The organism is Leifsonia sp. ALI-44-B (assembly GCF_001984125.1).
GTDB lineage: Bacteria > Actinomycetota > Actinomycetes > Actinomycetales > Microbacteriaceae > Okibacterium.
The window spans coordinates 388,072-410,785 of sequence record NZ_MTQL01000007.1 but is presented as its reverse complement, the minus strand read 5'-3'; the positions used below and the strand labels follow the sequence as shown (position 1 = coordinate 410,785).

Sequence of the window (22,714 nt, the reverse complement as noted above, 5' to 3'; positions counted from 1 at the left end):
GGGCTCTTCCGGTCGCGTCGGGGTGGCGGATGCCTCCGCAGTTGCTCCAGTATTGCATAAAGTTTATCGAAATCTACGTGTAACAATCAGTTGTTAGGTTGATCCCGTCATCATGGATGGGGATCCGACCGAGGATGGCGATGCGGCCCCCGAAGGCCGCATTTCACGAGAAGGCGGCACTATGGCACACGCACCCGGAACCCCCGCGGCATCCCCCGCGGCACGCAGCGCATCGACCGACATGGTCGTCATGACCGACGTGCAGAAGCACTTCGGCGACCACCACGTGCTGAAAGACGTGTCGCTCAGCATTGCGCCGCAAGAGGTCGTCGTCGTGGTCGGGCCGTCCGGCTCGGGCAAATCCACGCTGTGCCGCTGCATCAACCGGCTCGAGACGATCACGAGCGGCGACATCCGCATCGATGGAGTCACGCTGCCTCAAGAAGGCAAGGCGCTGGCCCAACTGCGGGCCGACGTGGGCATGGTGTTCCAGTCGTTCAACCTCTTCGCGCACCGAACCATCCTCGAGAACGTGACGCTCGCCCCCATCAAGGTGCGCGGCGAGAAGAAGAAGGAGGCCGAGAAGCACGGCCTCGAACTGCTCGACCGCGTGGGCATCGCCGACAAGGCCGACAGCTTCCCCGCCCAGCTCTCGGGCGGCCAGCAGCAGCGCGCCGCCATCGCCCGCGCGCTCGCCATGCGCCCCAAGGTCATGCTGTTCGACGAGCCCACCTCGGCTCTCGACCCCGAAATGGTCACCGAGGTGCTCGACGTGATGGTCTCGCTCGCCAAGGAGGGCATGACCATGGTCGTCGTCACGCACGAGATGGGTTTCGCCCGCCGCGCCGCCGACCGCGTCGTCTTCATGGACGACGGCCGCATCGTCGAACAGAACACGCCCGCCGAGTTCTTCGACCACCCCGAGTCGGAACGCGCCCGCGCCTTTCTCTCCAAGATCTTGACCCACTGACCCGCAGCCCTACAGTCACACAGCCCTAGAACCCCACCGAGAAAGGCACCACCTTGCGCGTTTCACGTTCACCCCTTCGCCGGGCCATCCCCGTCGCAGCCGTCGCCCTCACCGCCATGCTCGGCCTCGCGGCCTGCTCGGGCGGAGACGCCGCCGTTCCCGGCGCCGACCCCACGGCTTCGTCGGCCGCCTCCTCGCTCGACGAGGTCTACAAGAACGCCGTCGTCGCCGAGGCCGCAGATATCCTGCCCGACTCGACCATGGCCAAGATCAAGGAGCGCGGCAAGCTCATCGTGGGCGAGGCCCTCGACGCTCCGCTGCTCTCGCAGCAGGACCCCTCGAACCCCGACGACGTCGAGGGCTTCGACGCCGACCTGGCCAAGCTGCTCGCGATCTACATCCTGGGCGAGCCCAACGTCGAGATCATCCCGCCGGCCTCGGAAACCCGTGAGGCGCTGCTGCAGAACGGCACCGTCGACGTGGTCTTCAACACCTACACGATCACCGAGGAGCGCGCCGCGCAGGTCTCGTTCGCCGGCCCCTACCTCGAGTCCGGTCTGGCCGTCGCCGTCAAGAGCGACAACGACGACATCAAGGGCATCGAAGACCTCGCCGACAAGACCGTCATCGTGGGCGCAAACACGCCGGCCGTGACCGCGGTTCCCGAAGAGCAGCCCACCGCCACGCTCGTCTCCTTCGCCACCGACCCGCAGGCCATGCAGGCCCTCAAGCAGGGTCGCGGCGACGCCTACGTGCAGGACTTCACGTTGCTCGCCTCGAACGCCGCATCGGATGACTCGATCAAGGTCGTCGGCCAGCCCTTCACCACCGAGGCTTACGGCATCGGCCTGAAGCACGACGATGACGACTTCAAGACGTTCATCAACGAGTGGCTCGTCAAGATCCAGGAAGACGGCACCTGGGCCAAGGTCTGGGACGCCACGCTCGGCGCGGCCGTCGAGTCCGAGACGCCCGACGCTCCGAAGATCGGTTCGGTCCCCGGCTCCTAAGCCGCATTAGACGCCGGATGCCGGTTGCCTCGCGTTTCTGAGAGACAACCGGTTCCGGCGGCTCGCGCCCGTTCACCCGCCCCACCCGAACCGCCCCGAAACCGCCCGAAGGAAGTTATGGATATCTTCGTCGACAGCGCCGGCCCGCTCCTCGCCGCGCTCGGAACGACGGTCGTGATGGCGGTGGTCGCCGGTATCGGCTCGCTCATCGTCGGAACGCTCATCGCGGCGGCCCGCATCAGCCCCATCCCGGTGCTGCGCGGAGCGGCCTTCGCCTACGTGCAGTTCTTCGTCAACGTGCCGCTGCTCGTGCTGCTCATCCTCGCGGTCTTCGCGCTTCCGGATGCCGGCATCCTCATGCCCCTGGCGCCCACCACCGTCGTCGTGCTGACGCTCTATGAGGCTGCGTATGTGGCCGAGGCGATCCGCAGCGGTGTGAACACCGTGGGCAACGGGCAGATCGAGGCCAGCCGCGCGCTGGGCTTCACGCTCGGCCAGACCCTCAGCCTGGTGGTGCTGCCGCAATCGCTGCGCGCCGCCGTGCAACCCATCGGCAACGTCATGATCGCGCTGACCATGAACACGGCCCTCGCCGCGGCCGTAGGCGTCGTCGAGCTCACCTCGGCGGCCAACAAGCTCAACCTCGTCGAGGCGCAACCCATCCTCATCTTCACGGCGGCGGGCCTCGTCTATATGCTGCTCGCCCTCATCATCGGCCTGAGTGCCGGCCGCATCGAGCGAAAGGTGGCGATCGTCCGATGAGCGCTGCAACGCAAACGACCGGCGCCGGCGCGGGTGCTGGCGCGGGCAAGGGTGCCGCGACGCAGAAGGTGTCGCTGTACGACGAGCCCGGGCCCAAGACCCGCCGCAATATTCGCATCTGGTCGGCCGTCGTCATCCTGATTCTGATCGGGATCGTCGTGGCCGGGCTCATCCAGTTCGGCTCGAAGGGGCAGCTGGATGCCGACAAGTGGACGCCGTTCCTGTCGTGGCCCGTGTGGGAGTACCTGCTCGTCGGCCTGTGGGGAACGATCCAGGCGGCCGCGCTCGTGGCCGTTCTCGGAGGGTTCCTCGGCTTGTTCCTGGCGCTCGGACGCCTGAGCCGGGTGCGCATCATCCGCTGGCTGTCGACCGGCTACATCGAGATCGCGCGCACGGTTCCCGTGCTGCTGCTCATCTACCTGATGCTGTTCGGCCTGCCGCAGCTGGGCCTGAACTTCCCGCTCATCTGGAAGCTCGTGATCCCGCTGACGGTGGCCAACTCGGCCGCGTTCGCCGAAATCATCCGCGCCGGCATCCTGGGTCTGCCCCGCGGTCAGCGCGAAGCCGGCCTGAGCCTCGGCATGTCGGAGGCGCAGACCTCGCGACTCGTCGTGCTGCCGCAGGCGCTGCGGTTCGCCACGCCCTCGCTTGTAACGCAGCTCGTGAGCCTCGTGAAAGACACCTCGCTCGGCTACATCGTGGCCTTCACCGAGCTGCTCTATCGCGGCCAGGTGCTGTCGTCGTTCAACCACCTGCTGATTCAGACGTTCGTCGTCGTCACGCTCATCTACCTGGTCTTCAACGGCGCGCTCTCGACGCTCGCCGCCCGCCTGCGCACGCGACCCTCGAAGCGCAGCCTGCGCAAACCGGATGCCGCGGCGCCCGTGCCCATCGTGGGCGCGCCCGTGCTCGACTGACCTGTCGTCCCGTTCTTCTCTCACGTACTACCGATCGACTGTCGCCCCCGCGACGAAGGAGCAACACCGTGGCAACCCTTCCCTCCTCTGACCTCGACGCCTCGTCCGCGCCCGCCGCCGCCTCCGAGCTGGCCGAGCTCGCCGTCATCGTGCGCTCGGGCGTCATCGAGAGCCGCCACTTCGGCTGGCTCGTCGCGCTCGACGCCGACGGAACCGTGGTCGCCGACCTCGGTCGCGGGTCCACGCAGGTGCTGCCACGCTCCACCACGAAACCCCTGCAGGCCCTTGCCTGTCTCCTCGCCGGCGCCGACCTCAGCGGCGAAGAGCTGGCGATCGCGGCCGGCAGCCACACGGGCGAGGACGCCCACGTCGACGCCGTGCGCCGCATCCTCGGCCGTGCGGGTCTCGACGAATCGGCGCTCGGCTGCCCCGTCGACTGGCCCGAGGACGAGCCCACGCGCGAACGCCTCATCCGCGACGGCGAGACCCGTTCGCGCGTGCGCATGAACTGTTCGGGCAAACACGCCGCCATGCTGCTGGCGTGCGCCGCCAACGGCTGGGACACGGCCACCTACCTCGACCCCGAGCACCCGCTGCAGCAGCTCGTGCGGCAGACGGTCGAGCGCGTGGCGGGCACTGCCGTCGAATACACGGCCATCGACGGATGCGGGGCGCCCCTCTTCAGCACCACGGTCGAGGGTCTGGCGCGCTCGTTCCGCGCCCTCGTGACGGCACCCGAGGGAACCCCCGAGCGCCTCGTCGCCGACGCCATGCGCGCGCACCCCTTCTTCGTGGGCGGTGACAACCACGCCAACAGCGACACCATGACGCGCGTGCCCGGGGTGCTCGCCAAGGGTGGCGCCGAGGGCGTCATCGGCATGGCCGCGGCCACGGGTCAGGCGGTCGCCATGAAGATCGTCGACGGCAACCCCCGCGCGACGACCCTGCTCGCGCTCGAGGTGCTGGGCGCGCTGGGCGTGGATGTCGCGGCCGCCGGTTCGCTCGTCGACCTGCCGGTCCTGGGCGGCGGCGTGCCCGTCGGCGAGATCGCGGCCGGTGCCGATGTGACCGCCTGGATCGCCGCGCGCGGTGACGTGCAGTGAGCGCATCCGATTCTGCGCAGACGAACCGCGTGCTCGTGGAGCTGTGTGTCGACGACCTCGACGGTGCGCTCGTCGCCGACCGTGAGGGCGCCGACCGAATCGAGTTGTGCGCCGACCTGCTCGAGGGCGGCACGACGCCGAGCATGGGCACGATCCTGGCGGTGCTCGACGCCGTTAAACGCGTCGGCGTGCAGATCATCGTGCGGCCGCGCGGGGGCGACTTCGTCTATAGCGGGGCCGAGGTCGACGTCATGTGCCGCGATCTGCGGGCCATCGCGGCTGCCGCAGCCGGCGCGCGCACTCCCGTCGGCGTCGTCGTCGGCGCTCTGACGGCCGGGGGCGAGGTGGATGCCGTCGCGCTCCGCCGCCTGATCGACGCCGCCGCGCCGCTGCCCGTCACTTTTCACAAAGCCTTCGATGCGACATCCGATCTGCTGGCCGCCTATGACGTGTTGGCCGCGGCCGGTGTCGAGCGCGTGCTGACCTCGGGTGGGCCGCATCCCGCGCTGCAGGGTGTCGACGTGCTGGCTGAACTCGTGCGCTGGTCGCGCGCGGAGCCCGCAGCCCCGACCGTGCTCGTCGGCGGATCGGTGCGCCCCGCCAATGTGCGAGAAATCCTCGACGCGACGGGGGCGACCGAGGTGCACCTGCGCGCGCAGACCGCTTCGCCTCGCGGGGACGGGACGCTGCGGACCGATCCCGACGTCGTGCGCGAATTGTTTGCGGCACTCGAGGACTCCTCGCTTGCACCGTCGTCGTCCGCGCCCGCCTCGGAGTCGGCCGCTGCGGCTGCGGCTGCGGCTGCGGCTGTGGACCCGGCATCAGCCTTTCTCTCCGACGCATCCGTCGTCATCGCCGTCGACATCGGCGGCACGAACCTCAAGGGCGCCATCGTGGATGCCTCGGGCCGCACCATCGCGTCGCGCTCCGTGGGCGTCGGCGCTACCGGTGACGAGTCCATCGCCCGCATCATCGAGCTGCTGCAGGGTTTGCGCGCCCACACCGAACAGTCGGGGCATCACGTGGTCGGCATCGGCGTCGTCACGCCCGGCATGGTCGAGGCCGAGAACGGCATCGTGCGCTACGCCTCGACGCTCGACTGGACCGACGTTCCCCTCGGCCCCATCCTCTCGGCCGAACTGGGCGTGCCCGTCGAGATCGGCCACGACGTGCGGTCGAGCGGGCTCGCCGAGAGCCTCTTCGGCGCCTCGAAGGGTGTGGCCAACTCGGTGCTCGTGGCCATCGGCACGGGGGTCGCGGCCTCGATCTTGAGTGGCGGGCATCCGGTCGTCGGCGCGGTCACCACGGCCGGCGAACTCGGGCACATCCCCGCCATCCCCGACGGCGAACCGTGCACGTGCGGCCAACACGGATGTCTCGAGGTCTATCTGTCGGGCGCCGGAATCGCGCGCCGCTACGCCGCCGCCGGGGGAGAGCCGGGCCTCGACGCCGCCGCCATCTCGGCGCGCCTCGGGCATGACCCGGTCGCCGACCGCGTGTGGGCCGACGGTGTGCACGCGCTCGCGCTGGGCCTCAAATCGGTCACGCTGCTCATCGACCCGGCCGTCATCGTGCTCGCCGGCGGAGTATCGCGCGCCGGCGGCCTGCTGCTCGACCCGTTGCGTGCCGAACTCGCGCAGTCGCTCGTGTGGCGGGAGGCCCCCGAGATCCGCGTCTCCGAACTGGGCACAGCGGGCGGCCGCATCGGCGCCGCGGTCCTCGCGTTCCGCGCCAGCGGCCACGGCGAGGTCGTCGACCGCTGGACGACCGCCGACGTCTTGGCAGAAATGCCGGCCGACACTCGCGCTGACGCATCCGCCGACCTCGTGGCCGACGTTTTGCCCGCCGGGCCCCGCGCCTGAGCGGCGTGCACCCCACATCATCCCCGTATCGAAAGGCACGTGACATGGCCGAAGTCGTCATCCTCCCCACGAAAGAAGCCGCCGGCGACCTGGTGGCTGACGCCATCGTGCGTCTCATCACGAGCACACCGGATGCCGTGCTCGGCGTAGCGACGGGCTCGACCCCATTGCCCGTCTACCGTTCCCTGGCCGCACGCTCGGCCGGCCTCGACCTCTCGCGCGTGCGCGCCTTCGCCCTCGACGAGTACGTGGGGCTGCCCGCCGAGCATCCCGAGTCGTATCGTTCGGTCATCACGCGCGAGGTCGTCGAACCGCTCGGCCTCGACCCGCGGCTCGTGCACACGCCCAACGGGGATGTCGACACCATCCAGCACGCGGGCGGCGACTACGAGGCCGCCATCGAGGCTGCCGGCGGCGTCGACCTGCAGATCCTGGGCATCGGCACCGACGGCCACATCGGCTTCAACGAGCCGGGCTCATCGTTTGCGTCGCTCACGCGCGTGAAGACGCTCACCGAGCAGACCCGCCGCGACAACGCGCGCTTCTTCGACAGCGTCGACGACGTGCCCCGCCACTGCATCACGCAGGGTCTCGGCACCATCCTGCGGGCGCGCCACCTCGTGCTGCTCGCGTTCGGCGAGGCCAAGGCCGAGGCGCTGGCGGCCGCGCTCGAAGGGCCCCTCACGGCTTCCGTTCCGGGCTCGGCCGTGCAATTACACGGACACGTGACGGTCGTGGTCGACGAGGCTGCCGCCTCGCGCCTGGCCCACGCCGACTACTACCGCTACACCTATGACAACAAGCCGGACTGGCAGCTGGTGTAACCCAGCGAGAGAACCTCAGCGAGAGGGCCTCAGCGAACGGGGATGGCCGAGATCATGCCGAGTCCGACGCTGATGCGGTCGGCGACCTCGACGAGTTCCTCGGACAGGGCGTCGAGGTCGTGGTCGTTCATCACGGTGAGGCGGCCCGAGATGGAGATCGCCGCGACCACCGAGCCCGTGGCGTCGCGGATGGGCGCCGCGACGCAGAGGCGGCCGAGCGCGAGTTCCTGGTCTTCGAGGGCCGTGCCGCGTTCGGCGATGCGCGCCAGGTCGGCGTTCAGCGCATCGAACGTGGCCAGCGTGTTCTTCGTGTAGCGCGGGTAGGGTTCGTCGCCGAGCAGCTCGCGGCGCTCGTCGTCGCCGAGGCCCGAGAGCAGGCATTTGCCGAGCGCCGAGGCGTGCAGCGGTTGATGCAACCCGACCATGGTGTGCGACTTGGGCGCGAGCGAGCCCTCGAAGTGGCAGAGGTAGACCGAGCTCGCCCCGTCGCGCACGGCGACGTTGACGCTGAGACCCGTGCGGTGGGCCAGCTCTTGCGCGGCGCTGCGGGCCTCGCGGTGCACGGCGTTCTGGTTGAGCCCGGCGCTCGCCAGAGCCAGGATGGCGGGGCCGATCGTGTAGGCGGGGCCGGCCGCGAGCTTGCTCACATAACCGAGCTCCTCGAGCGTGCCGAGCAGCCGGGCGGTCGTCGAGGCGCCGAGCCCCGTCGCGCGGGCGATATCGGATGCCCGCAGCGGACCGCTCGTCGACGCACCGAGAGCCTCGAGCACCGAGGCGGCGCGGCCGATGCCTTGCTGGATTTCGCCGGGCACGGTGACCTCTTTCGCTCGGGACGGACGGGGACTCAGCTGTCAGCCTACCCAGGCATCTCCGGCCCGGCCGCTCGGCGCCGAGTACGCCTTCAGCGCGACGACCGTGACATACGGCGAACCGTTGGTGCCCCGCACGACCAGCCGCAGACCGTCGGTCGTGACGGCATCGATGTCGTGCACGCGGTGGCGGTGGCGGTTGCCCGAGACCTCGGCCACCGGCATCCATTCGCCCGTCGCGGTGCGCGCCTCGACGGCGTAGTCGGACACCAGTTCGGGGATGACCTCGAACTCCGTGCGGTGGTGGTGCAGGTTCACCAGATCCTCGTCGACGTCGTCGTTGAACACGATGCGCACCGAACGGATGGTCACGGGTTCGGGCCACGCCGCCTCGACGATTTCCGGGTAGGCGGCGAGGTCGCGGGACGGGTCGAGCGGGGCCGACGACCAGAGGTGGGGTCCGCCGAAGGGGCGCTGCAGGCCGTCCGAGAGGTGGGCGGGGGCGTAGGCGGTGGTCGCGGGCGACACGGTCGCGACGAAGCTGCGGCGGCGCAGCATCCGGGCCGTCCAGTCGGTGACGGGCTGGTCGCCCTCTTCGGGGATGTGGTCGTCGAGCGACTCGTCCGAGGCGTGCTTGGCGGTGAGGGCCAGCACGCCATAGGGGCGCTCCTCGGCCAGGTGCAGCGCGAGGTCGGGGTTGGCGCGCACGACGATGACGGCATTCTGAGGTTCGTCGGGCAACCAGTCGAAACGAGCGGTGATCGGGATGCCGCGGCCCGCCGTCACGGCGACCGTGCGGGTGTCGAGCGGCACGATGGGGGCGTAGTTCTGCGCTTTGCCCGTGCCCCAGAGCTCGACCGTCACGGTGGTGTCGGCGCTCGCGTCGGCGCGGAAGGTGATGTCGTCGAGGCGGGGCTCGACCGGGATGACGAGCGCCACGTCGCGGTCGAGGGGGAGTGTGGCGGTGGCGCTGCCGGTGTCGGTATGGGCTGACCCCGCGTGCGGCACCGTCGACAGGTGGGTCAGGGTGCTCGATGCAGTGAGCGTCGCGCCCCGAACCAGGTCCTCCGGATCATCAGCCCGCACGCCGATGACGGGTGCGTCTTCCCGCAGGAGCGTGCCCTGCAAGACGTCGAGGTGCCGCGAACCGAGCTCACGCGGGGTCACGCCAAGGCGCGCGGCGAGGGCCGCGGCGGTTCCGACCGCCTGACCCTGCGTGCTGCACGTGGCCATGACGCGCGTCGACCCGAAGGCCACGTGCGAGGCCGAGATGTTGCGCCCGGCGAACAGCAGATTCGAGACATCCCGCGAGTAGAGGCTGCGGAACGGGATGTCGTAGGTGCCGTCGCTGAAACGCTGCTGGGCCCCCGGTTTGTCGGCATAGACGCCCTCGACGGGGTGCAGGTCGATCGACCAGCCGCCGAACGCGACGGCGTCGTCGAAGCGCACCTGGTCGAGGATGTCGTGCTGGGTGAGCGTGTGATCGCCCACGAAACGGCGGTATTCGCGCTTGCCCGGGATGGCACCGACCCATTCGAGCGTGAGCGTGTCGGCGTCGAATTCGCCCGAGTTCTTGATGTGGTTCCAGATGCCGAAGACGACGCCCCAGAGCTCGTCGCGGATGCGTTCGTTGTCGCCGACGGTGTCGAGTTCGCCGCCCCATTCGATCCACCAGTAGTTGCAGCCGTTGTCGCCCGTGCGGATGATGCGGTTGGCCAGGATGGGGGTCCGGGCGATGTCGATGGCGATGCTCGGCGGCACGAAACGCTCGGGGCGGCCCGCATCCTTCGTGTAGAAGAAGATGGAGCTGCCGAGGAGTTCGTCGTCGGCCTCGAGGGGTGCCCATGGCTCGTTGTATTCCGAGCGCGCCTCGCGGCCGATGCGGTAGGTGGCGCCGGCTTGGGCGCCGATCAGGCCGTCGCCCGTGCAGTCGATGAAGATCGGGGCCTCGAAGCGCGTCTCGATCTCGCTGCCCATGGTCCAGCCGACGACGGCTTCGATGGCGGGGGCAGCATCGGCTGAGGCGTCGGGCGTGGCGTCGCGCATGACAGTGGTGCGGACATCCGTATTGAGATGCAGGCGGATGTTGGGTTCGGCGCGCACGAGGTCGAGCACCGTTTGATCCCAGTAGTAGGGGTTGCCCTCGGCGTTGCGGTATTGGTTCTCGAGGAAGAGCTCGCCCATGATGCCGGTTTCGCGCGCGAATCGCTGATGGCCGTGCGCGGTGGCGCCGACCACCCACACGCGGATCTCGCTCGACGAGTTGCCGCCCAGCACGGGACGATTGGTTATGAGCGAGACGCGCGAACCGAGTCGGGCGGCGGCAACGGCGGCTGAGACGCCGGCGAGGCCTCCGCCGATGACGACGACATCGCTGGACTCTGTTCGACTCTGCATGGGGCTGGGCTCCTTTGACCGGGGATGACGAGCCCAAACTATCACTGAATGGGATTAACTTTCCGCTCAGTGGGATTAAACGATCGCTTGGTGGTATGTTGATCGTCGCCAGCTTCAACAATGACGTGAGGATTCCCGATGAGCGAGACAGTGAACCAGCCGCAGGCCGGCCTCGACGAGGCCGCCGCCCGCACGAGCCTGACCCCGTTAGACGATGCGGAACGCCGCCGGCGCATGCGCAAGGTCATCGGCGCCGCGGGCGCCGGGCACTTCGTCGAGTGGTTCGACTTCGGCCTCTACGGCACCCTCGCCACCGTCATCAGCGTGCAGTTCTTCCAGCAGGGCAACACGCAGGCCGCCCTCCTCTCGGCCTTCGCCGTCTTCGGCGCCGGCTTCGTCATGCGGCCCCTCGGTGGCCTCTTCTGGGGCTCGATCGGCGACCGGCTCGGCCGCAAGACCACGCTCGCCACCGTCATCCTCGTCACCTCGGGCGCCACGGTGGTGATGGGTCTGCTGCCCACCTTCGACATGGTGGGGCTATGGGCGCCGTTCTTGCTCGTGATCGTGCGGCTCGTGCAGGGCTTCGCGGCCGGTGGCGAGAGCTCGGGCGCGACCACGTTGCTCGCCGAATACGCGCCCTCCAACCGCCGCGGCTTCGTCACGAGCTTCATCGACGTCTTCGGCTTCGCGGCCTTCGTCGTGAGCGCCGGCCTGGTGCTGCTGTTCACCACGACGCTCGGCGAAGAGGCCCTCACCGACTGGGGATGGCGCGTGCTCTTCCTGCTGGCGTTGCCGCTCGGCCTCGTGGGCCTCTACCTGCGGAACAAGCTCGAGGACACCCCCGAATTCCAGGCCGTGAAGGCCGCCGGCGAGGTGTCCGCCTCTCCGCTGCGCGACTCGTTCCGCACGTCGTGGCGCGCGCTGCTGTTCTGCGTCGGCTTCGTGGTGCTCAAGGCTGTTGGTCACTGGATTCTGCAGACCTTCATGCCGTCCTACCTGCAAACCGACCTGGGCTACAGCAAGACCCTCAGCTACGGCGCCACCGTCGTGGGCCTGCTCGCCATCGCCACGCTCGTTCCTTTCATGGGTCTGCTCAGTGACAAGATCGGCCGCAAACCGGTCATGATCGCCGGATGCCTGGGCTTCCTCGTGCTCACCTACCCCACGCTCATGCTCATGAACGCCGGCAACTTCTGGGCCGCCGCCGGGGCTATGGTCATCCTGGGTGTCTTCATGGCCGCGTTCGACGGTGCCGCCAGCGCCGCCATGGCCGAACTCTTCCCCACCCGCATCCGCTACGGCAGCATGTCGATCGCCTACAACATGTCGGTGGCCGTCTTCGGCGGCATCACGCCCTACTTCGCCACCTTCCTCATCGCCTCGACGGGCAACAAGTTCGCCCCCGCCTTCTACGTGATGGCCGCCGCCCTCATCAGCCTCATCGTGGTGCTGCGCGCTCGTGAGACCGCGAAGGCCCCGCTGCCGTCCTAGGCCTTCTCCCGCTGCGCGGGTCGTGCACGTGACGCGCGACCCGCGCGGCTGACAAGAACGTGGGGTCGACGAATACCCGGTGTGGCACGTCGCAAGGATAGGGACCGGGCGCGTCGACGGGTGCTCAGTTCTGGGCGTCGATGATGTCGTCGAGGCGTCGGAGGTCGGCAATTGCCCGAGCGCGCTTCGTTCGTCGCTGATCCCGCAGGGCGAGAACATCCGCGGTTCTCAGGCGGGTATGTGAGCCCACCTTCGTTGCGGGTAGCTCGCCGTCGGCGATGAACTTCATGAGGGTGGGGCGAGAAACGCCGACGATTTCGGCTGCGGAGATCGTCGACAACTCCTCCGGCAAAGTCTTCACCGATGCGGTTCCATGCCGGAGGTGCGTCATGAGGTCGAAAAGAAGTGAGCCGAACTCGGGGGACGGAGTGACAGTTTCGCCGTTGCTGAGGGTGATCGATGTGATCGACGTCGGTGTCGTCGGCGACGACGCGGCGATATCGTCGGCCTCGCGGGTGAGGGCGGGATCTATAAAGATCGTGCTCTTCGAGAGGATCGTGGCGGGCATGGGTGCTCCTCGAAAGACGTGCCGAAAGCTTCGGCCGAAACTGGCGTGGCGGTGACACTGATCCTACCTGACTTGCACTTATAAGTGAAAGGTGCGCAGTGGGGGCGGCTGGCTCAACCGTTTGCCCGTGCCTAGCTAGGATGGCGTCAGCATCGGTGCGACGGAGAGGGGCGTGATGGCGGCAACATTGCGGGATGTCGCGGCGCTCGCCGGGGTCTCGGTGAAGACGGTCTCGAACGTGGTCAACGGCTACGAGTTCGTGAAGCCGGCGACGCGCGAGAAGGTGTCTGCGGCCGTGACGGAGCTCGGTTATCAACCGAATATCGCCGCCCGCAACCTGCGCACGGGCCGCACGGGCGTCATCGGCCTCGCCGTTCCCGAGCTGAGCTTCAGCTATTTTGCCGACCTGGCCGACCTCGTGCTGACGGCCGCGCGCGCCCAGGACTTCACGGTCCTCATCGAGCAGACCGGCGGCGAGCGTCACCGCGAGATCGACGTGCTCGAGAGCCCCCGCATCGCCATGCTCGACGGCCTCCTCTTCAGCCCGCTGGGCATGTCCAACGAGGATGCCTCGCATCTCGACGTGCCCTACCCGCTGGTGTTGCTCGGCGAGCGCATCTTCGGCGGCCCCACCGATCACGTGACGATTCAGAACGTCGAGGCGGCGCGCGCGGCGACCGAATACCTCATCCGGTCGGGTCGGCGCGACATTGCGGCAATCGGCGCGCACGCGCGCGAGACCGTCGGTTCGGCGGCGTTGCGACTGCAGGGCTATCGCGAGGCACTGGCGGCTCACGGCATCCCCTTCGATGAGAGCCTTGTGGTCTATCGCGAGGGCTGGCACCGCATGGACGGCGCGGGATCGATGCAGGAGTTGCTGGCGCGGGGCATCCAGTTCGATGCGGTTTTCGCGCTCAACGACGAGTTGGCCCTGGGTGCCATGCGCGTGTTGCAGCAGGAGGGCGTGCGCGTGCCGACCGATGTGGCGGTGGTGGGTTTCGACAACCTGACCGAGGGGCAGTTCTCGTTGCCGAGCTTGACGACCATCGACCCGGGGCGGCGGCAGATCGCCGAGGCTGCGGTGTCGGCGCTGATCGAGCGCATCTCCGACCGGGGCGGTGTGATCGGGCAGCCGCGGCGCATCAACGCGCCGTTCGCGGTGGTCGAGCGTGAATCGGCGGCCGTGCGCCAGACGGCGTGACGCGTGACGGCGTGACGGCGTGATGCCGTGATGCCGTGAGGCTGTGAGGCTGTGAGGCTTTGAGGCTGTGAGGGCGGCGAGGTGCCCATTTCGGCGCATTCTTGACGGTGCGCGCTGATACGCAGAGGGCTCGGGGCCGGGACTGGCGGGTGCCCGTCTGAAGCGATGCGCTCAGGCATCCGTCGTGTCACTCGTTTTGGGCGTGAGGTATCGGCGCAAATGAATTGACAGCCTCATGAGCTCGTGCCTATCATCACTTTTACAACGTTGTAATTGCAGCGTTGCAGAGATCTCGCCCGACACGGATGTCGGCGAGCTAAGAGAGGCATTCAATGAGGAAGCTCTTGGCGACACTCGCTGTCGCGGTCACGGCCACGGCGGCCCTGGCCGGTTGCTCCACGTCTTCGTCGTCGACCGACAGCAACGGTCACATCGACCTCACCTTCTGGCACGGCTACACCGAGGCAGACGGCAAAGTCCTCGACGGCATCGTCGACGACTACAACAAGTCCCAAGACAAGGTGACGATCAAGACGCAGGTGAAGACGTGGGATGTCATCGACGACACCCTGCTCACGGCGCTCTCGGCCAACAAGGGCCCTCAGATCGTGGCCATGCCCGCCGAGCGCCTGCCCGTCTACGCCTCGAAGAAGGCGCTCGTGAACCTCGACGACTTCTACGCCGACGACAAGAACGCGGCCGAGATCTCGGAACAGGCCGCGGCCATGGAAACGGTCGACGGTGCCAAATACGGCGTGCCGACGGGCTTCGTGCCGCTCTCGGTCTTCTACAACAAGGCGCTCTTCGAGGCGGCCGGCGTCACCGAATTCCCCGAGACCTGGGACGAATGGGTCGACGCGGCCAAGAAGCTCACGGTCGACCAGGACGGCGACGGCACGCCCGAGCAGTACGGTCTGGCGCTCGCCGACCACGCAACGGTCGGCAACGGCGTCTGGCCCTCGCTCTTCGCGGGCAACGGCGGCGAGATCGTCGACGACTCGAAGTCGGTCATCGACTCTCCCGAGAACGTCGAGACGCTCGAGTACTGGTCGAAGGCGCTGAACGACGACAAGATCAGCCCAACGGGCCTGGATGGCGTCGCCACCGACAAGCTGTTCTCGTCGGGCAAAGCGGCCATGACGATCGGCGGACCCTGGATGGCCAGCGTCTCGACCGAGAACAAGATCGACTACGGCATCGCAGCCATCCCGGCCGGGCCCGTCGCCCAGGCATCCTCGGGTATCGGCGTGTCGATGGCCGTCACGGCTCAGGCCTCGACCGAGGAACAGAAGGCCGCTCAGGACTTCTTCTCCTACTTCTTCTCGAAGGATGTTGCCACCGAATGGTCGCTCGGCTCGGGCTGGCCGCCCCTGCGCACGGATGTCGCGGCCGCGGACGTCTCGTCCAACCCCGTCGTCGCCTCGCTCACCGACATCTCGTCGACCACCAAGGCGCTCTTGCCCGGTGTGATCAACAGCACGGATGTCCTGAGCGCGATGGACGAGGCCACCCAGAAGGCCATGGCGGGCGGTGACCCGAAGGAGCTCCTCGGATCGGCGTCAACCGCCATCGAGAAGGCCCTGAAGGACTAAAGCTTCGGGGGCGGCGACACACGGCGTCGCCCCCGGACTCTTTCTCCACAACTCAATTCGCACGAGTTTCTCCACAGTGCCGCCGCCACGAGGCGTCGGTTCCGCTTCAGCACACAAGGTTGAGACATGACCAGCACCACGAGGGAGCGCCCGCGCAAGCGGCTCCGCACCCCTGCCCCCTTGGGCGGGCGAGGCCCCATGCCGGGCGGCACGCAACGCCGCCTCACGGCCGCCGCGTTCCTCATCCCCGGCCTCACGATCCTCGTGGTCTTCGTGGGGTGGCCGATGGTGTCGGCGCTGCGGCTGTCGTTCACCGACGCCTCGGGGTTCGGGGCCGAGAACTTCGTGGGGCTCGCCAACTACGCGCGGGTCTTCACCGATCCCGACATCCTGCAGTCGATCGGCAACACGGCGCTCTACTCGGTGCTGTTCACGCCGCTCGCGGTCATCGTGGCCCTGCTGCTCGCCGTTGCGCTCAACAACCCGCTGCTGCCGTGGCGGGGGTTCTTCCGCACCACGCTGTTCCTGCCGTTCATCGTCTCGCTGGCGGTTGCCGCCTTCGCGTGGCAATACCTGCTCGACCCGCAGATCGGCCTGCTCAACTATTGGCTGCGCGGCGCCGGCATCAGCCTGGGCAACGTGCTGCAAGACCCGGCCCTCGCCATGCCCACCGTGGTGCTCGTGGCGGTGTGGAAGAACTTCGGCTTCTACATGGTGATCTTCCTGGCCGGCCTGCAAGACATCCCGGGCAGCCTCTATGAAGCGGCCAAGATGGATGGCGCCAACGCCTGGCGTCGCTTCACCAACATCACCCTGCCGCAGCTGTCCAACACGCTCGCATTCGTCGGCATCGTGGCGCTCATCGCCGCGCTGCAGGCCTTCGACCAGATCTACGTGCTCACGGGCGGTGGCCCCTACCGCAGCACCCAGACGGTCGTCATGGAGATCTACGAGTCCGGCTTCAAGGACCTCGACCTCGGCTTCGCGTCGGCGCTCTCCTATGTGCTGCTGATCGCGACGCTCATTCTCTCGCTCGTACAGTTCGGCTTCGCCGGCCGCCGCGAAAAGGACGCCAGCTGATGTCACACACCCTCGAAACCACGGCCGACGCCTCATCCGGCCGCTCGCCCCGCCCCGTGCGCCCCGCCCGCTCCGTGCGCGGCGGCTCGCGCTCCACCCGCCAGACGGGTGCGGCATCGGGCCGCGTCGAGACCCCCGCCCGCAAGAAAGCCCGTCAGCGCAGCCTGGTTCTCCGCGGCGTCTCGCTCGTGGTGTTCCTCGCGGCCACATTCTTCCTGCTGTTGCCGATCATCATCATCGTGTTCACGGCCTTCAAACCCACGAGCGAGGTCAACGCGTTCCCGCCCACGCTCGTGCCCACCGAGTGGACGTTCGACAACTTCACGCGCATCTTCACCGAGCTGCCCTTCGCGCGGCTCATCGCCAACAGCTTCGTCTTCGCCGGCGGCGTCACGATCTGCGCGCTGGTCTTCGATTCCCTCGTGGCCTATGCGCTCGCCCGCATCGACTTCCGCGGCAAGAACGTGCTCCTCATCGCGATCATCGCCAGCCTCATGATCCCGTTCCAGGCCACGCTCATCCCCGTTTACCAGCTCGTGAGCGACCTGGGCTGGGTCAACACGTTCGCGGCGCTCATCATCCCGAGGGCCGCGGATGCCTTCGGCATCTTCTTCCTGCGCCAGTTCTTCGTCTCGCTGCCGCGCGACCTCGACAGCGCCGCCCGCATCGACGGAGCCTCCGAGTGGCGGGTGTTCCGCAGCGTCGTGCTGCCGAACGCCGTTCCCGCCCTGCTCACGCTCGCCATCTTCACCTTCGTGAACAACTGGAACGACCTGCTGTGGCCGCTCGTGTTCACGACCGACAGCGAGATGGGCACCATCACGTCGGGGCTCACGCTGCTGACGGGCCCCGGCGGCATCATCCCCTACGGCGTCATGATGGCCGGCTCGCTCATCGCCGTGCTGCCGCTGGCCATCATGTTCCTGTTCGTCCAACGACGCTTCATCGAGAGCGTCGCCACCACCGGTCTGAAATGAGTCCCGTGTCTGACCCGACCGCGCCCAGCGCTGCTCCCGCTTCTGTCGCCACCCCCGGTGCTGCCGCCACCCCGTGGTTCGCCGACGGTGCGCTGCACTTCGCCCTCGGCATCGAGGACACCTTCGTGCCCCAGACGCGCGAGGGTGAACGAGCCATCGACGAATACGAGTTGACCGAGCACTACGAGCAGTACGACACCGACTTCGCGCTCGCCTCCTCGGTGGGCGCCGAGATGCTGCGCTGGGGTGTGCCGTGGTACCGGGTGGCGCCCGAGCCCGGTGTCTGGGACTGGAGCTTCGTCGACCGCGCGGTCGAGAACATGCAGGCGAACGGCATCCGGCCGCTCGTGGACCTGTTGCACTACGGCACGCCCGCGTGGCTCGAGCGGCAGTTCGCCCACCCCGACTACCCGCAACACGTCGCCGAATACGCCGAGCGTTTCGCCGATCGATACGGGTCGTTCGTCACCGACTACACACCCGTCAACGAGCCCGTCATCCATGCGCTCTTCTCGGGTGAATACGGCTACTGGCCTCCCTACCTCACGGGCGCCGACGGGTTCGTGCAGATGTCGTTGGCCCTGTCGAAGGGGTTCGTCCTCACACAGCAGGCCATCGCCCGCTCGATCGGCGAGCGCGCCACGTTCGTGCACGTCGACGCGGGCATGCGTTACACGGGCGACGCCGAGGCGACCGAACACGCCGAGCTCGCCACCCGCCTGCGGCATCAGAGCTTCCTCGTCGAAGACCTCGTCACGGGTGGTGTCGGCCCCGACCACGCCCTGATCGACACCCTGCGGCAGAAGGGTTGCACGGATGCCGAGCTGACCTGGTTCCTCGACAACGCCGTGCGCCCCGACGTCATGGGCGTCAACTACTACCCGCGGCACTCCACCGAGGTCTTCGAGCCGGGGGTGCACCACGGCGGGGGATTCGCCGACCCGCGTCCCTCGTTCGACGCCGGCACCGACGGGCTCCGCGAGGTGCTCGAGACGTATGCGGCGCGTTACGGCGCACCCGTCATGGTGACCGAGACGTGCGTCACGGGCACGGTGGCCGAGCGCATCGAGTGGCTCGACGCATCCGTCGAACTCGTGCACGCGATGCGCGCCGAGGGGCAGCAGATCGTCGGGTACACGTGGTGGCCGCTCTTCGACATGTACGAGTGGACCTACCGCCACACCGAGAACCCGCGCATCGACCACCTGCTCACCATGGGGCTCTACGACCTCGTGGAGAGCCCGTCGGGTTTGCTGCGGCAGAAGAACCCCGTCGCCGACCGGTACCGGCAGCACGCCGAGGCGGCCCGCCGCGCAGAAGACACGCACAACGCCCCATCCGCCCGCGCTTTCGGCGCCCCCCACGTTCAGGAACACCATGCTTAACGCCCGCATCACCGTCAACCCGCGCCAGACCATCGGCGCCGTCAACCGTCGACTCTTCGGCTCGTTCGTCGAGCACCTCGGACGTTCCGTGTACGACGGCATCTACGAGCCCGGGCACCCCAACGCCGACGCCGACGGTTTTCGCACCGATGTGATCGAGCTCGTGAAGGAGCTCGGGGTGTCGGCCATCCGTTACCCCGGCGGCAACTTCGTCTCGGGATTCCGCTGGGAGGACAGCGTCGGGCCTGTGGCCGACCGCCCGCGCCGCCTCGACCTCGCGTGGCACTCCACCGAGACCAACGAGATCGGGTTGCACGAATTTCAGACGTGGCTCGACAAGGTGGGCAGCGAGCTGATGCTGGCCGTGAACCTCGGCACGCGGGGCACGCTCGAAGCGCTCGACCTGCTCGAATACGCCAACCTGCCGGATGGAACAGCCCTCGCCGACCGACGCGCGCAGAACGGCCGGCCGTCGGCCTTCGGCGTGAAGATGTGGTGCCTCGGCAACGAGATGGACGGGCCCTGGCAGCTCGGTCACCGCTCGGCCGACGACTACGGCAAGCTCGCCGCCCAAACCGCGCGCGCCATGCGCTCGTTCGACCCCGACCTCGAACTCGTGGTGTGCGGCTCGTCCAGCGCCACCATGCCAACCTTCGGCGAGTGGGAACGTGTCGTGCTCACCCACACCTACGACGATGTCGACTACATCTCGTGCCACGCCTACTACGAGGACAAGGGCGACCTGCCGAGTTACCTCGCCTCTGGCGTGAACATGGACCACTTCATCGACTCGGTCGTCGCCACTGCCGACCACGTCAAAGCCGTGCGCGGCAGCGACAAGACCATCAACATCTCGTTCGACGAGTGGAACATTTGGTACAACACGCGGTTCGAGAACGTCGACAAGATCCAGGGCGTCGACAACTGGCCCACGGCGCCGCGCCTGCTCGAAGACCAATATTCGGTGGCTGACGCCGTCGTGTTCGGCAGCCTGCTCATCGCGTTGCTGAAGCACGCCGACCGCGTGACGAGCGCCTCGCTCGCTCAGCTCGTGAACGTCATCGCGCCCATCATGACCGAGCCCGGTGGGCCCGCGTGGAAGCAGACCACGTTCTTCCCGTTCGCCGCCACGTCGCAGCACGCCGTGGGCACGGCGCTCGACGTTGCCGTCGAAAGCCCGACCTACGACACGACGGATTACGGAACGGTGCCCGTGGTCGACGCGGTTGCGACGCACGACGAGACGACCGGCGCGGCATCCGTCTACTTGGTGAACCGGTCGACCGACGACGAGGTAACCGTGACGATCGACCTCGCGCCGTATCGCCGCAACGGCGCCAATGTGCACGCGACGGCCCGCACGCTCGCCGATGACGACATCCACGCCGCCAACACGCTGCAGCAGCCCGAGCGCGTGCAACTGAATGCGAACGACAGCGTCCAGCGCGACGGCGACACGATCACGATCGTGCTGCCCGCCGTCTCATGGACCGAAATCCTTCTCGCGCCGACCGACTGAATACTGCCGGGGGTGGGGGAACGCCGGGGCGGGACATCCGCACCGGTTCAGTGACAAATATCGGAGGAAAGATGAGCACAGTCTCTTCGGGTGTGGACGACGTCGTTCGCACCCCGCGCCGAGCGAAACGGCGGTTCACCATCGCCGGTCTCGGCACCATCGCGCTGCTCCTGCTCGGGCAGCTCGCCGGGGCAGCCCCCGCCCAGGCGGTCACCACCGGCAACGGTGCCCTCGTTTACTCGCCCCCCGCGGGCAGCTCCTTCAACCCCGAAGGCGGCCGCGCGGCCGGCACCACCTATGCCAAGAACCTCGTGCTGAAGAACAGCGGCACGGCCAACGGCACCCAGATCGCCACCTTCGACCAGCTCGTTTTGGTCAACGGCAAACAGGTCTACCCGATCTATCGCAGCACCAACGACGGTGCCAGCTGGACCAAGGTGGCCGACATCAACCCCAGCGTGCAGTTCCCCACTCTCACGCGCACCGCCCAGCCGTTCCTCTACGAGGTGCCCACCCAAGTGGGCAGCCTGCCCGCCGGCACCCTGCTATTGAGCGGCATGATCATGCCCGAAGACCGCTCGAGCAGCCGACTCGTCGTCTACAAGAGCCTCGACCACGGCGTGACCTGGAGCTACCAGAGCACCATCGACTCGGGTGGCCCCGCCGTCTATGACCCCAGCCCCACGTCCACGACGACGACCGTGTGGGAGCCCTCCCTCGCCGTCGACGCCAACGGCGGGCTCGTCGCGTACTTCTCCGACGAACGGCAGAAGGCCAACGGCGTGCTGCAGGCCGTTTCCTACCGGCGCTCCACCGACGGGGGTCTCTCCTGGGGTCCGCTCGTCAACGTGTCCGCGCCCACCAACCAGAGCGACCGACCCGGCATGATCACGGTCACGCGCCTGCCCGACGGTCGCTACATGGCCACGTTCGAGGTCGTCAACCGACCGAGTCAGACGCAGAACACCGCGCCCGTCTACTACAAGTACTCGCCCGACGGCCTCACCTGGTCGCCCGAGACGAGCATCGGCACCCAGGTGAAACTGGCCAACGGCCGCGGCATCGGATCGTCCCCGTTCGTGCGCTGGGTTCCGACCGGTGGCCCGAAAGGCATGGTCGTGATCGCCTCGAAGTGGGCGCTCAATTCATCCAACGCCATCGACGGCGGGCAGAACTTCTACGTGAACTACAACCTGGGCGAAGGCCCCTGGGAGCGTCTGCCGTTCGGCGTCACCTACGACGCCGCCGATGTCCAGGGCGGCACCTTCACGGGGTTCGCGCAGAGCTTCGACACGAGTGTCGACGGGCGCACGCTCTACCACGCCACCAACGTCGAAAACCTTGCCACCACATATAACGACGTGCGCGTGGGGTCCATGCCGCTCGACGCCCAACAGTACGAAGCCGAGAAGGCGGCGCTCGTCGACGCCACCCTGGTGACCCACGCCGACGCGGCCAACGGGTCGAAGGTGGGCAACATCAACAACGCCGGGAGCAAGGTGACCTTCACCGTGCGGGCGCCGGCCGCCAGCACCTACACCGTCAACGTGCGCTACGACAATGGAACCGGGGCGACGAGCACCCACAACGTGTCCGTCAACGGCGGCACCGCGTCGAGCATCTCCTACCCGGCGACGTTCGACTGGGGTCGCTACCTGTGGGCGCAGAAGACCGTCACCCTGAACGCGGGCGTCAACACCATCGCGTTCGCCAAGGGGACCGGTTTCGCCGAGCTCGACCAGATCCAGGTCTACCGGCCGGCGACCGCGACCGACCCTCAGTTCCGCATCAGCAACCGCAACAGCTCCAAACTGCTCGAGATCGCCGGAGCATCGACGGCCGACGGCGCGCTCGCCAGCCAGTGGGGTGACACCGGCAACGCTACCCAGGTATGGAACGCCCGGCCCGTCACGGGTGGAACGCAGCTGATCAACAACAACAGCGGCAAGCTGCTCGAAATCCCGGGGGCCGCCACCGGCGACGCCGTGCAGGCCGCGCAATGGGGCCCGACCGGCAACGCCACCCAGGTGTGGACGCTCGCAACCGCATCGGGCTGGTGGACCATCAAGAACAACAACAGCAACAAGTTGCTCGAAATCGCCGGCGCCTCCACCGCCGACGGTGCGGCCGCGCAGCAGCGCACCGCCAACGGGAGTGCTACGCAGCAGTGGCGCCTCGTGAAAGAGGGCATCCAGTAGGTTCCGCGGGGAAGAACCGCGGAAAAAGTGCGAGGGGTCGAACGGGTTG

Annotated in this window: 18 protein-coding genes; 15 read left to right on the top strand and 3 right to left on the bottom strand. The window is 67.9% G+C overall.

Annotated features, from left to right (window positions below):
* The first annotated feature begins 241 nt into the window (after window positions 1-241).
* From ALI44B_RS08920 to ALI44B_RS08890, 7 genes are all read left to right on the top strand, one after another.
* Window positions 242-970, top strand: coding sequence for an amino acid ABC transporter ATP-binding protein (locus ALI44B_RS08920; RefSeq protein ID WP_143459316.1), 729 nt, complete (start codon window positions 242-244; stop codon window positions 968-970).
* Between the two features lie 53 nt (window positions 971-1,023).
* Window positions 1,024-1,980 carry a glutamate ABC transporter substrate-binding protein gene (locus tag ALI44B_RS08915; RefSeq protein ID WP_238592171.1) on the top strand — a complete coding sequence of 319 codons (957 nt, stop codon included), beginning with the start codon at window positions 1,024-1,026 and terminating at the stop codon, window positions 1,978-1,980.
* A 117-nt stretch (window positions 1,981-2,097) separates the two neighbouring features.
* Entirely contained in the window at window positions 2,098-2,742 is a 645-nt protein-coding gene (locus ALI44B_RS08910; RefSeq protein ID WP_077054369.1) for an amino acid ABC transporter permease, read from the top strand.
* Entirely contained in the window at window positions 2,739-3,659 is a 921-nt protein-coding gene (locus ALI44B_RS08905) for an amino acid ABC transporter permease (protein ID WP_083709792.1), read from the top strand. The genes ALI44B_RS08910 and ALI44B_RS08905 overlap by 4 nt, the downstream gene beginning before the upstream one ends.
* Window positions 3,660-3,727: 68 nt before the next feature.
* Window positions 3,728-4,762 carry an asparaginase gene (locus ALI44B_RS08900; protein WP_202969376.1) on the top strand — a complete coding sequence of 345 codons (1,035 nt, stop codon included), beginning with the start codon at window positions 3,728-3,730 and terminating at the stop codon, window positions 4,760-4,762.
* Window positions 4,759-6,624, top strand: a complete 1,866-nt coding sequence (locus ALI44B_RS08895) for a copper homeostasis protein CutC (RefSeq protein WP_077054368.1) — start codon at window positions 4,759-4,761, stop codon at window positions 6,622-6,624. Before ALI44B_RS08900 ends, ALI44B_RS08895 begins: the two co-directional genes overlap by 4 nt.
* 44 nt (window positions 6,625-6,668) lie before the next feature.
* Window positions 6,669-7,448, top strand: a complete 780-nt coding sequence (locus ALI44B_RS08890; protein ID WP_077054367.1) for a glucosamine-6-phosphate deaminase — start codon at window positions 6,669-6,671, stop codon at window positions 7,446-7,448.
* Between the two features lie 29 nt (window positions 7,449-7,477).
* Here the strand turns inward: ALI44B_RS08890 and ALI44B_RS08885 are convergent, their stop codons facing one another.
* Together ALI44B_RS08885 and ALI44B_RS08880 are read right to left on the bottom strand one after the other, a co-directional pair.
* The gene (locus ALI44B_RS08885) at window positions 7,478-8,260 is read right to left on the bottom strand and encodes an IclR family transcriptional regulator (RefSeq protein ID WP_077054366.1); all 783 of its coding nucleotides are present in this window, start codon (window positions 8,258-8,260) and stop codon (window positions 7,478-7,480) included.
* Window positions 8,261-8,299: 39 nt separating this feature from the next.
* Complete coding sequence (locus ALI44B_RS08880; protein WP_077054365.1) at window positions 8,300-10,654, bottom strand: FAD-dependent oxidoreductase; 2,355 nt, start codon at window positions 10,652-10,654, stop codon at window positions 8,300-8,302.
* Between the two features lie 138 nt (window positions 10,655-10,792).
* On the opposite strand from ALI44B_RS08880, the gene ALI44B_RS08875 reads away from it, so the two are divergent.
* Window positions 10,793-12,145 carry an MFS transporter gene (locus ALI44B_RS08875; protein WP_077054364.1) on the top strand — a complete coding sequence of 451 codons (1,353 nt, stop codon included), beginning with the start codon at window positions 10,793-10,795 and terminating at the stop codon, window positions 12,143-12,145.
* 124 nt (window positions 12,146-12,269) lie between these two features.
* Here the strand turns inward: ALI44B_RS08875 and ALI44B_RS08870 are convergent, their stop codons facing one another.
* A complete protein-coding gene (locus ALI44B_RS08870; RefSeq protein WP_077054363.1) occupies window positions 12,270-12,713 on the bottom strand; it encodes a helix-turn-helix domain-containing protein in 444 nt (147 codons plus the stop codon).
* 175 nt (window positions 12,714-12,888) lie between these two features.
* Between ALI44B_RS08870 and ALI44B_RS08865 the strand changes: the two genes are divergently transcribed.
* The 7 genes from ALI44B_RS08865 (at window position 12,889) to ALI44B_RS08835 (ending at window position 22,665) form a co-directional block, all read left to right on the top strand.
* Window positions 12,889-13,914: a LacI family DNA-binding transcriptional regulator gene (locus ALI44B_RS08865; protein ID WP_077054362.1), complete on the top strand. Its 1,026-nt coding sequence runs from the start codon at window positions 12,889-12,891 to the stop codon at window positions 13,912-13,914.
* Window positions 13,915-14,258: 344 nt separating this feature from the next.
* Window positions 14,259-15,506 (top strand): ABC transporter substrate-binding protein, encoded by a 1,248-nt coding sequence (locus tag ALI44B_RS08860; protein ID WP_238592170.1) that lies wholly within the window; start codon window positions 14,259-14,261, stop codon window positions 15,504-15,506.
* A 126-nt stretch (window positions 15,507-15,632) separates the two neighbouring features.
* The gene (locus tag ALI44B_RS08855; protein ID WP_077054360.1) at window positions 15,633-16,586 is read left to right on the top strand and encodes a carbohydrate ABC transporter permease; all 954 of its coding nucleotides are present in this window, start codon (window positions 15,633-15,635) and stop codon (window positions 16,584-16,586) included.
* Window positions 16,586-17,563, top strand: coding sequence for a carbohydrate ABC transporter permease (locus ALI44B_RS08850; protein WP_083709789.1), 978 nt, complete (start codon window positions 16,586-16,588; stop codon window positions 17,561-17,563). Before ALI44B_RS08855 ends, ALI44B_RS08850 begins: the two co-directional genes overlap by 1 nt.
* Window positions 17,564-17,568: 5 nt before the next feature.
* Window positions 17,569-18,948, top strand: coding sequence for a family 1 glycosylhydrolase (locus ALI44B_RS08845; RefSeq protein WP_077054359.1), 1,380 nt, complete (start codon window positions 17,569-17,571; stop codon window positions 18,946-18,948).
* Window positions 18,941-20,467 carry an arabinosylfuranosidase ArfA gene (arfA, locus tag ALI44B_RS08840; protein ID WP_077054358.1) on the top strand — a complete coding sequence of 509 codons (1,527 nt, stop codon included), beginning with the start codon at window positions 18,941-18,943 and terminating at the stop codon, window positions 20,465-20,467. Before ALI44B_RS08845 ends, arfA begins: the two co-directional genes overlap by 8 nt.
* A 71-nt stretch (window positions 20,468-20,538) precedes the next feature.
* Window positions 20,539-22,665 carry an RICIN domain-containing protein gene (locus ALI44B_RS08835; RefSeq protein ID WP_083709786.1) on the top strand — a complete coding sequence of 709 codons (2,127 nt, stop codon included), beginning with the start codon at window positions 20,539-20,541 and terminating at the stop codon, window positions 22,663-22,665.
* Window positions 22,666-22,714 lie beyond the last annotated feature (49 nt).

Bases quoted from the DNA above. Each gene is read 5' to 3' on its own strand.
- ALI44B_RS08875 (WP_077054364.1), top strand. From the start codon at position 10,793: ATGAGCGAGACAGTGAACCAGCCGCAGGCCGGCCTCGACGAGGCCGCC.
- ALI44B_RS08890 (WP_077054367.1), top strand. From the start codon at position 6,669: ATGGCCGAAGTCGTCATCCTCCCCACGAAAGAAGCCGCCGGCGACCTG.
- ALI44B_RS08880 (WP_077054365.1), bottom strand. From the start codon at position 10,654: ATGCAGAGTCGAACAGAGTCCAGCGATGTCGTCGTCATCGGCGGAGGC.
- ALI44B_RS08905 (WP_083709792.1), top strand. From the start codon at position 2,739: ATGAGCGCTGCAACGCAAACGACCGGCGCCGGCGCGGGTGCTGGCGCG.
- ALI44B_RS08910 (WP_077054369.1), top strand. From the start codon at position 2,098: ATGGATATCTTCGTCGACAGCGCCGGCCCGCTCCTCGCCGCGCTCGGA.
- ALI44B_RS08855 (WP_077054360.1), top strand. From the start codon at position 15,633: ATGACCAGCACCACGAGGGAGCGCCCGCGCAAGCGGCTCCGCACCCCT.
- ALI44B_RS08865 (WP_077054362.1), top strand. From the start codon at position 12,889: ATGGCGGCAACATTGCGGGATGTCGCGGCGCTCGCCGGGGTCTCGGTG.
- arfA (WP_077054358.1), top strand. From the start codon at position 18,941: ATGCTTAACGCCCGCATCACCGTCAACCCGCGCCAGACCATCGGCGCC.
- ALI44B_RS08835 (WP_083709786.1), top strand. From the start codon at position 20,539: ATGAGCACAGTCTCTTCGGGTGTGGACGACGTCGTTCGCACCCCGCGC.
- ALI44B_RS08920 (WP_143459316.1), top strand. From the start codon at position 242: ATGGTCGTCATGACCGACGTGCAGAAGCACTTCGGCGACCACCACGTG.
- ALI44B_RS08850 (WP_083709789.1), top strand. From the start codon at position 16,586: ATGTCACACACCCTCGAAACCACGGCCGACGCCTCATCCGGCCGCTCG.
- ALI44B_RS08870 (WP_077054363.1), bottom strand. From the start codon at position 12,713: ATGCCCGCCACGATCCTCTCGAAGAGCACGATCTTTATAGATCCCGCC.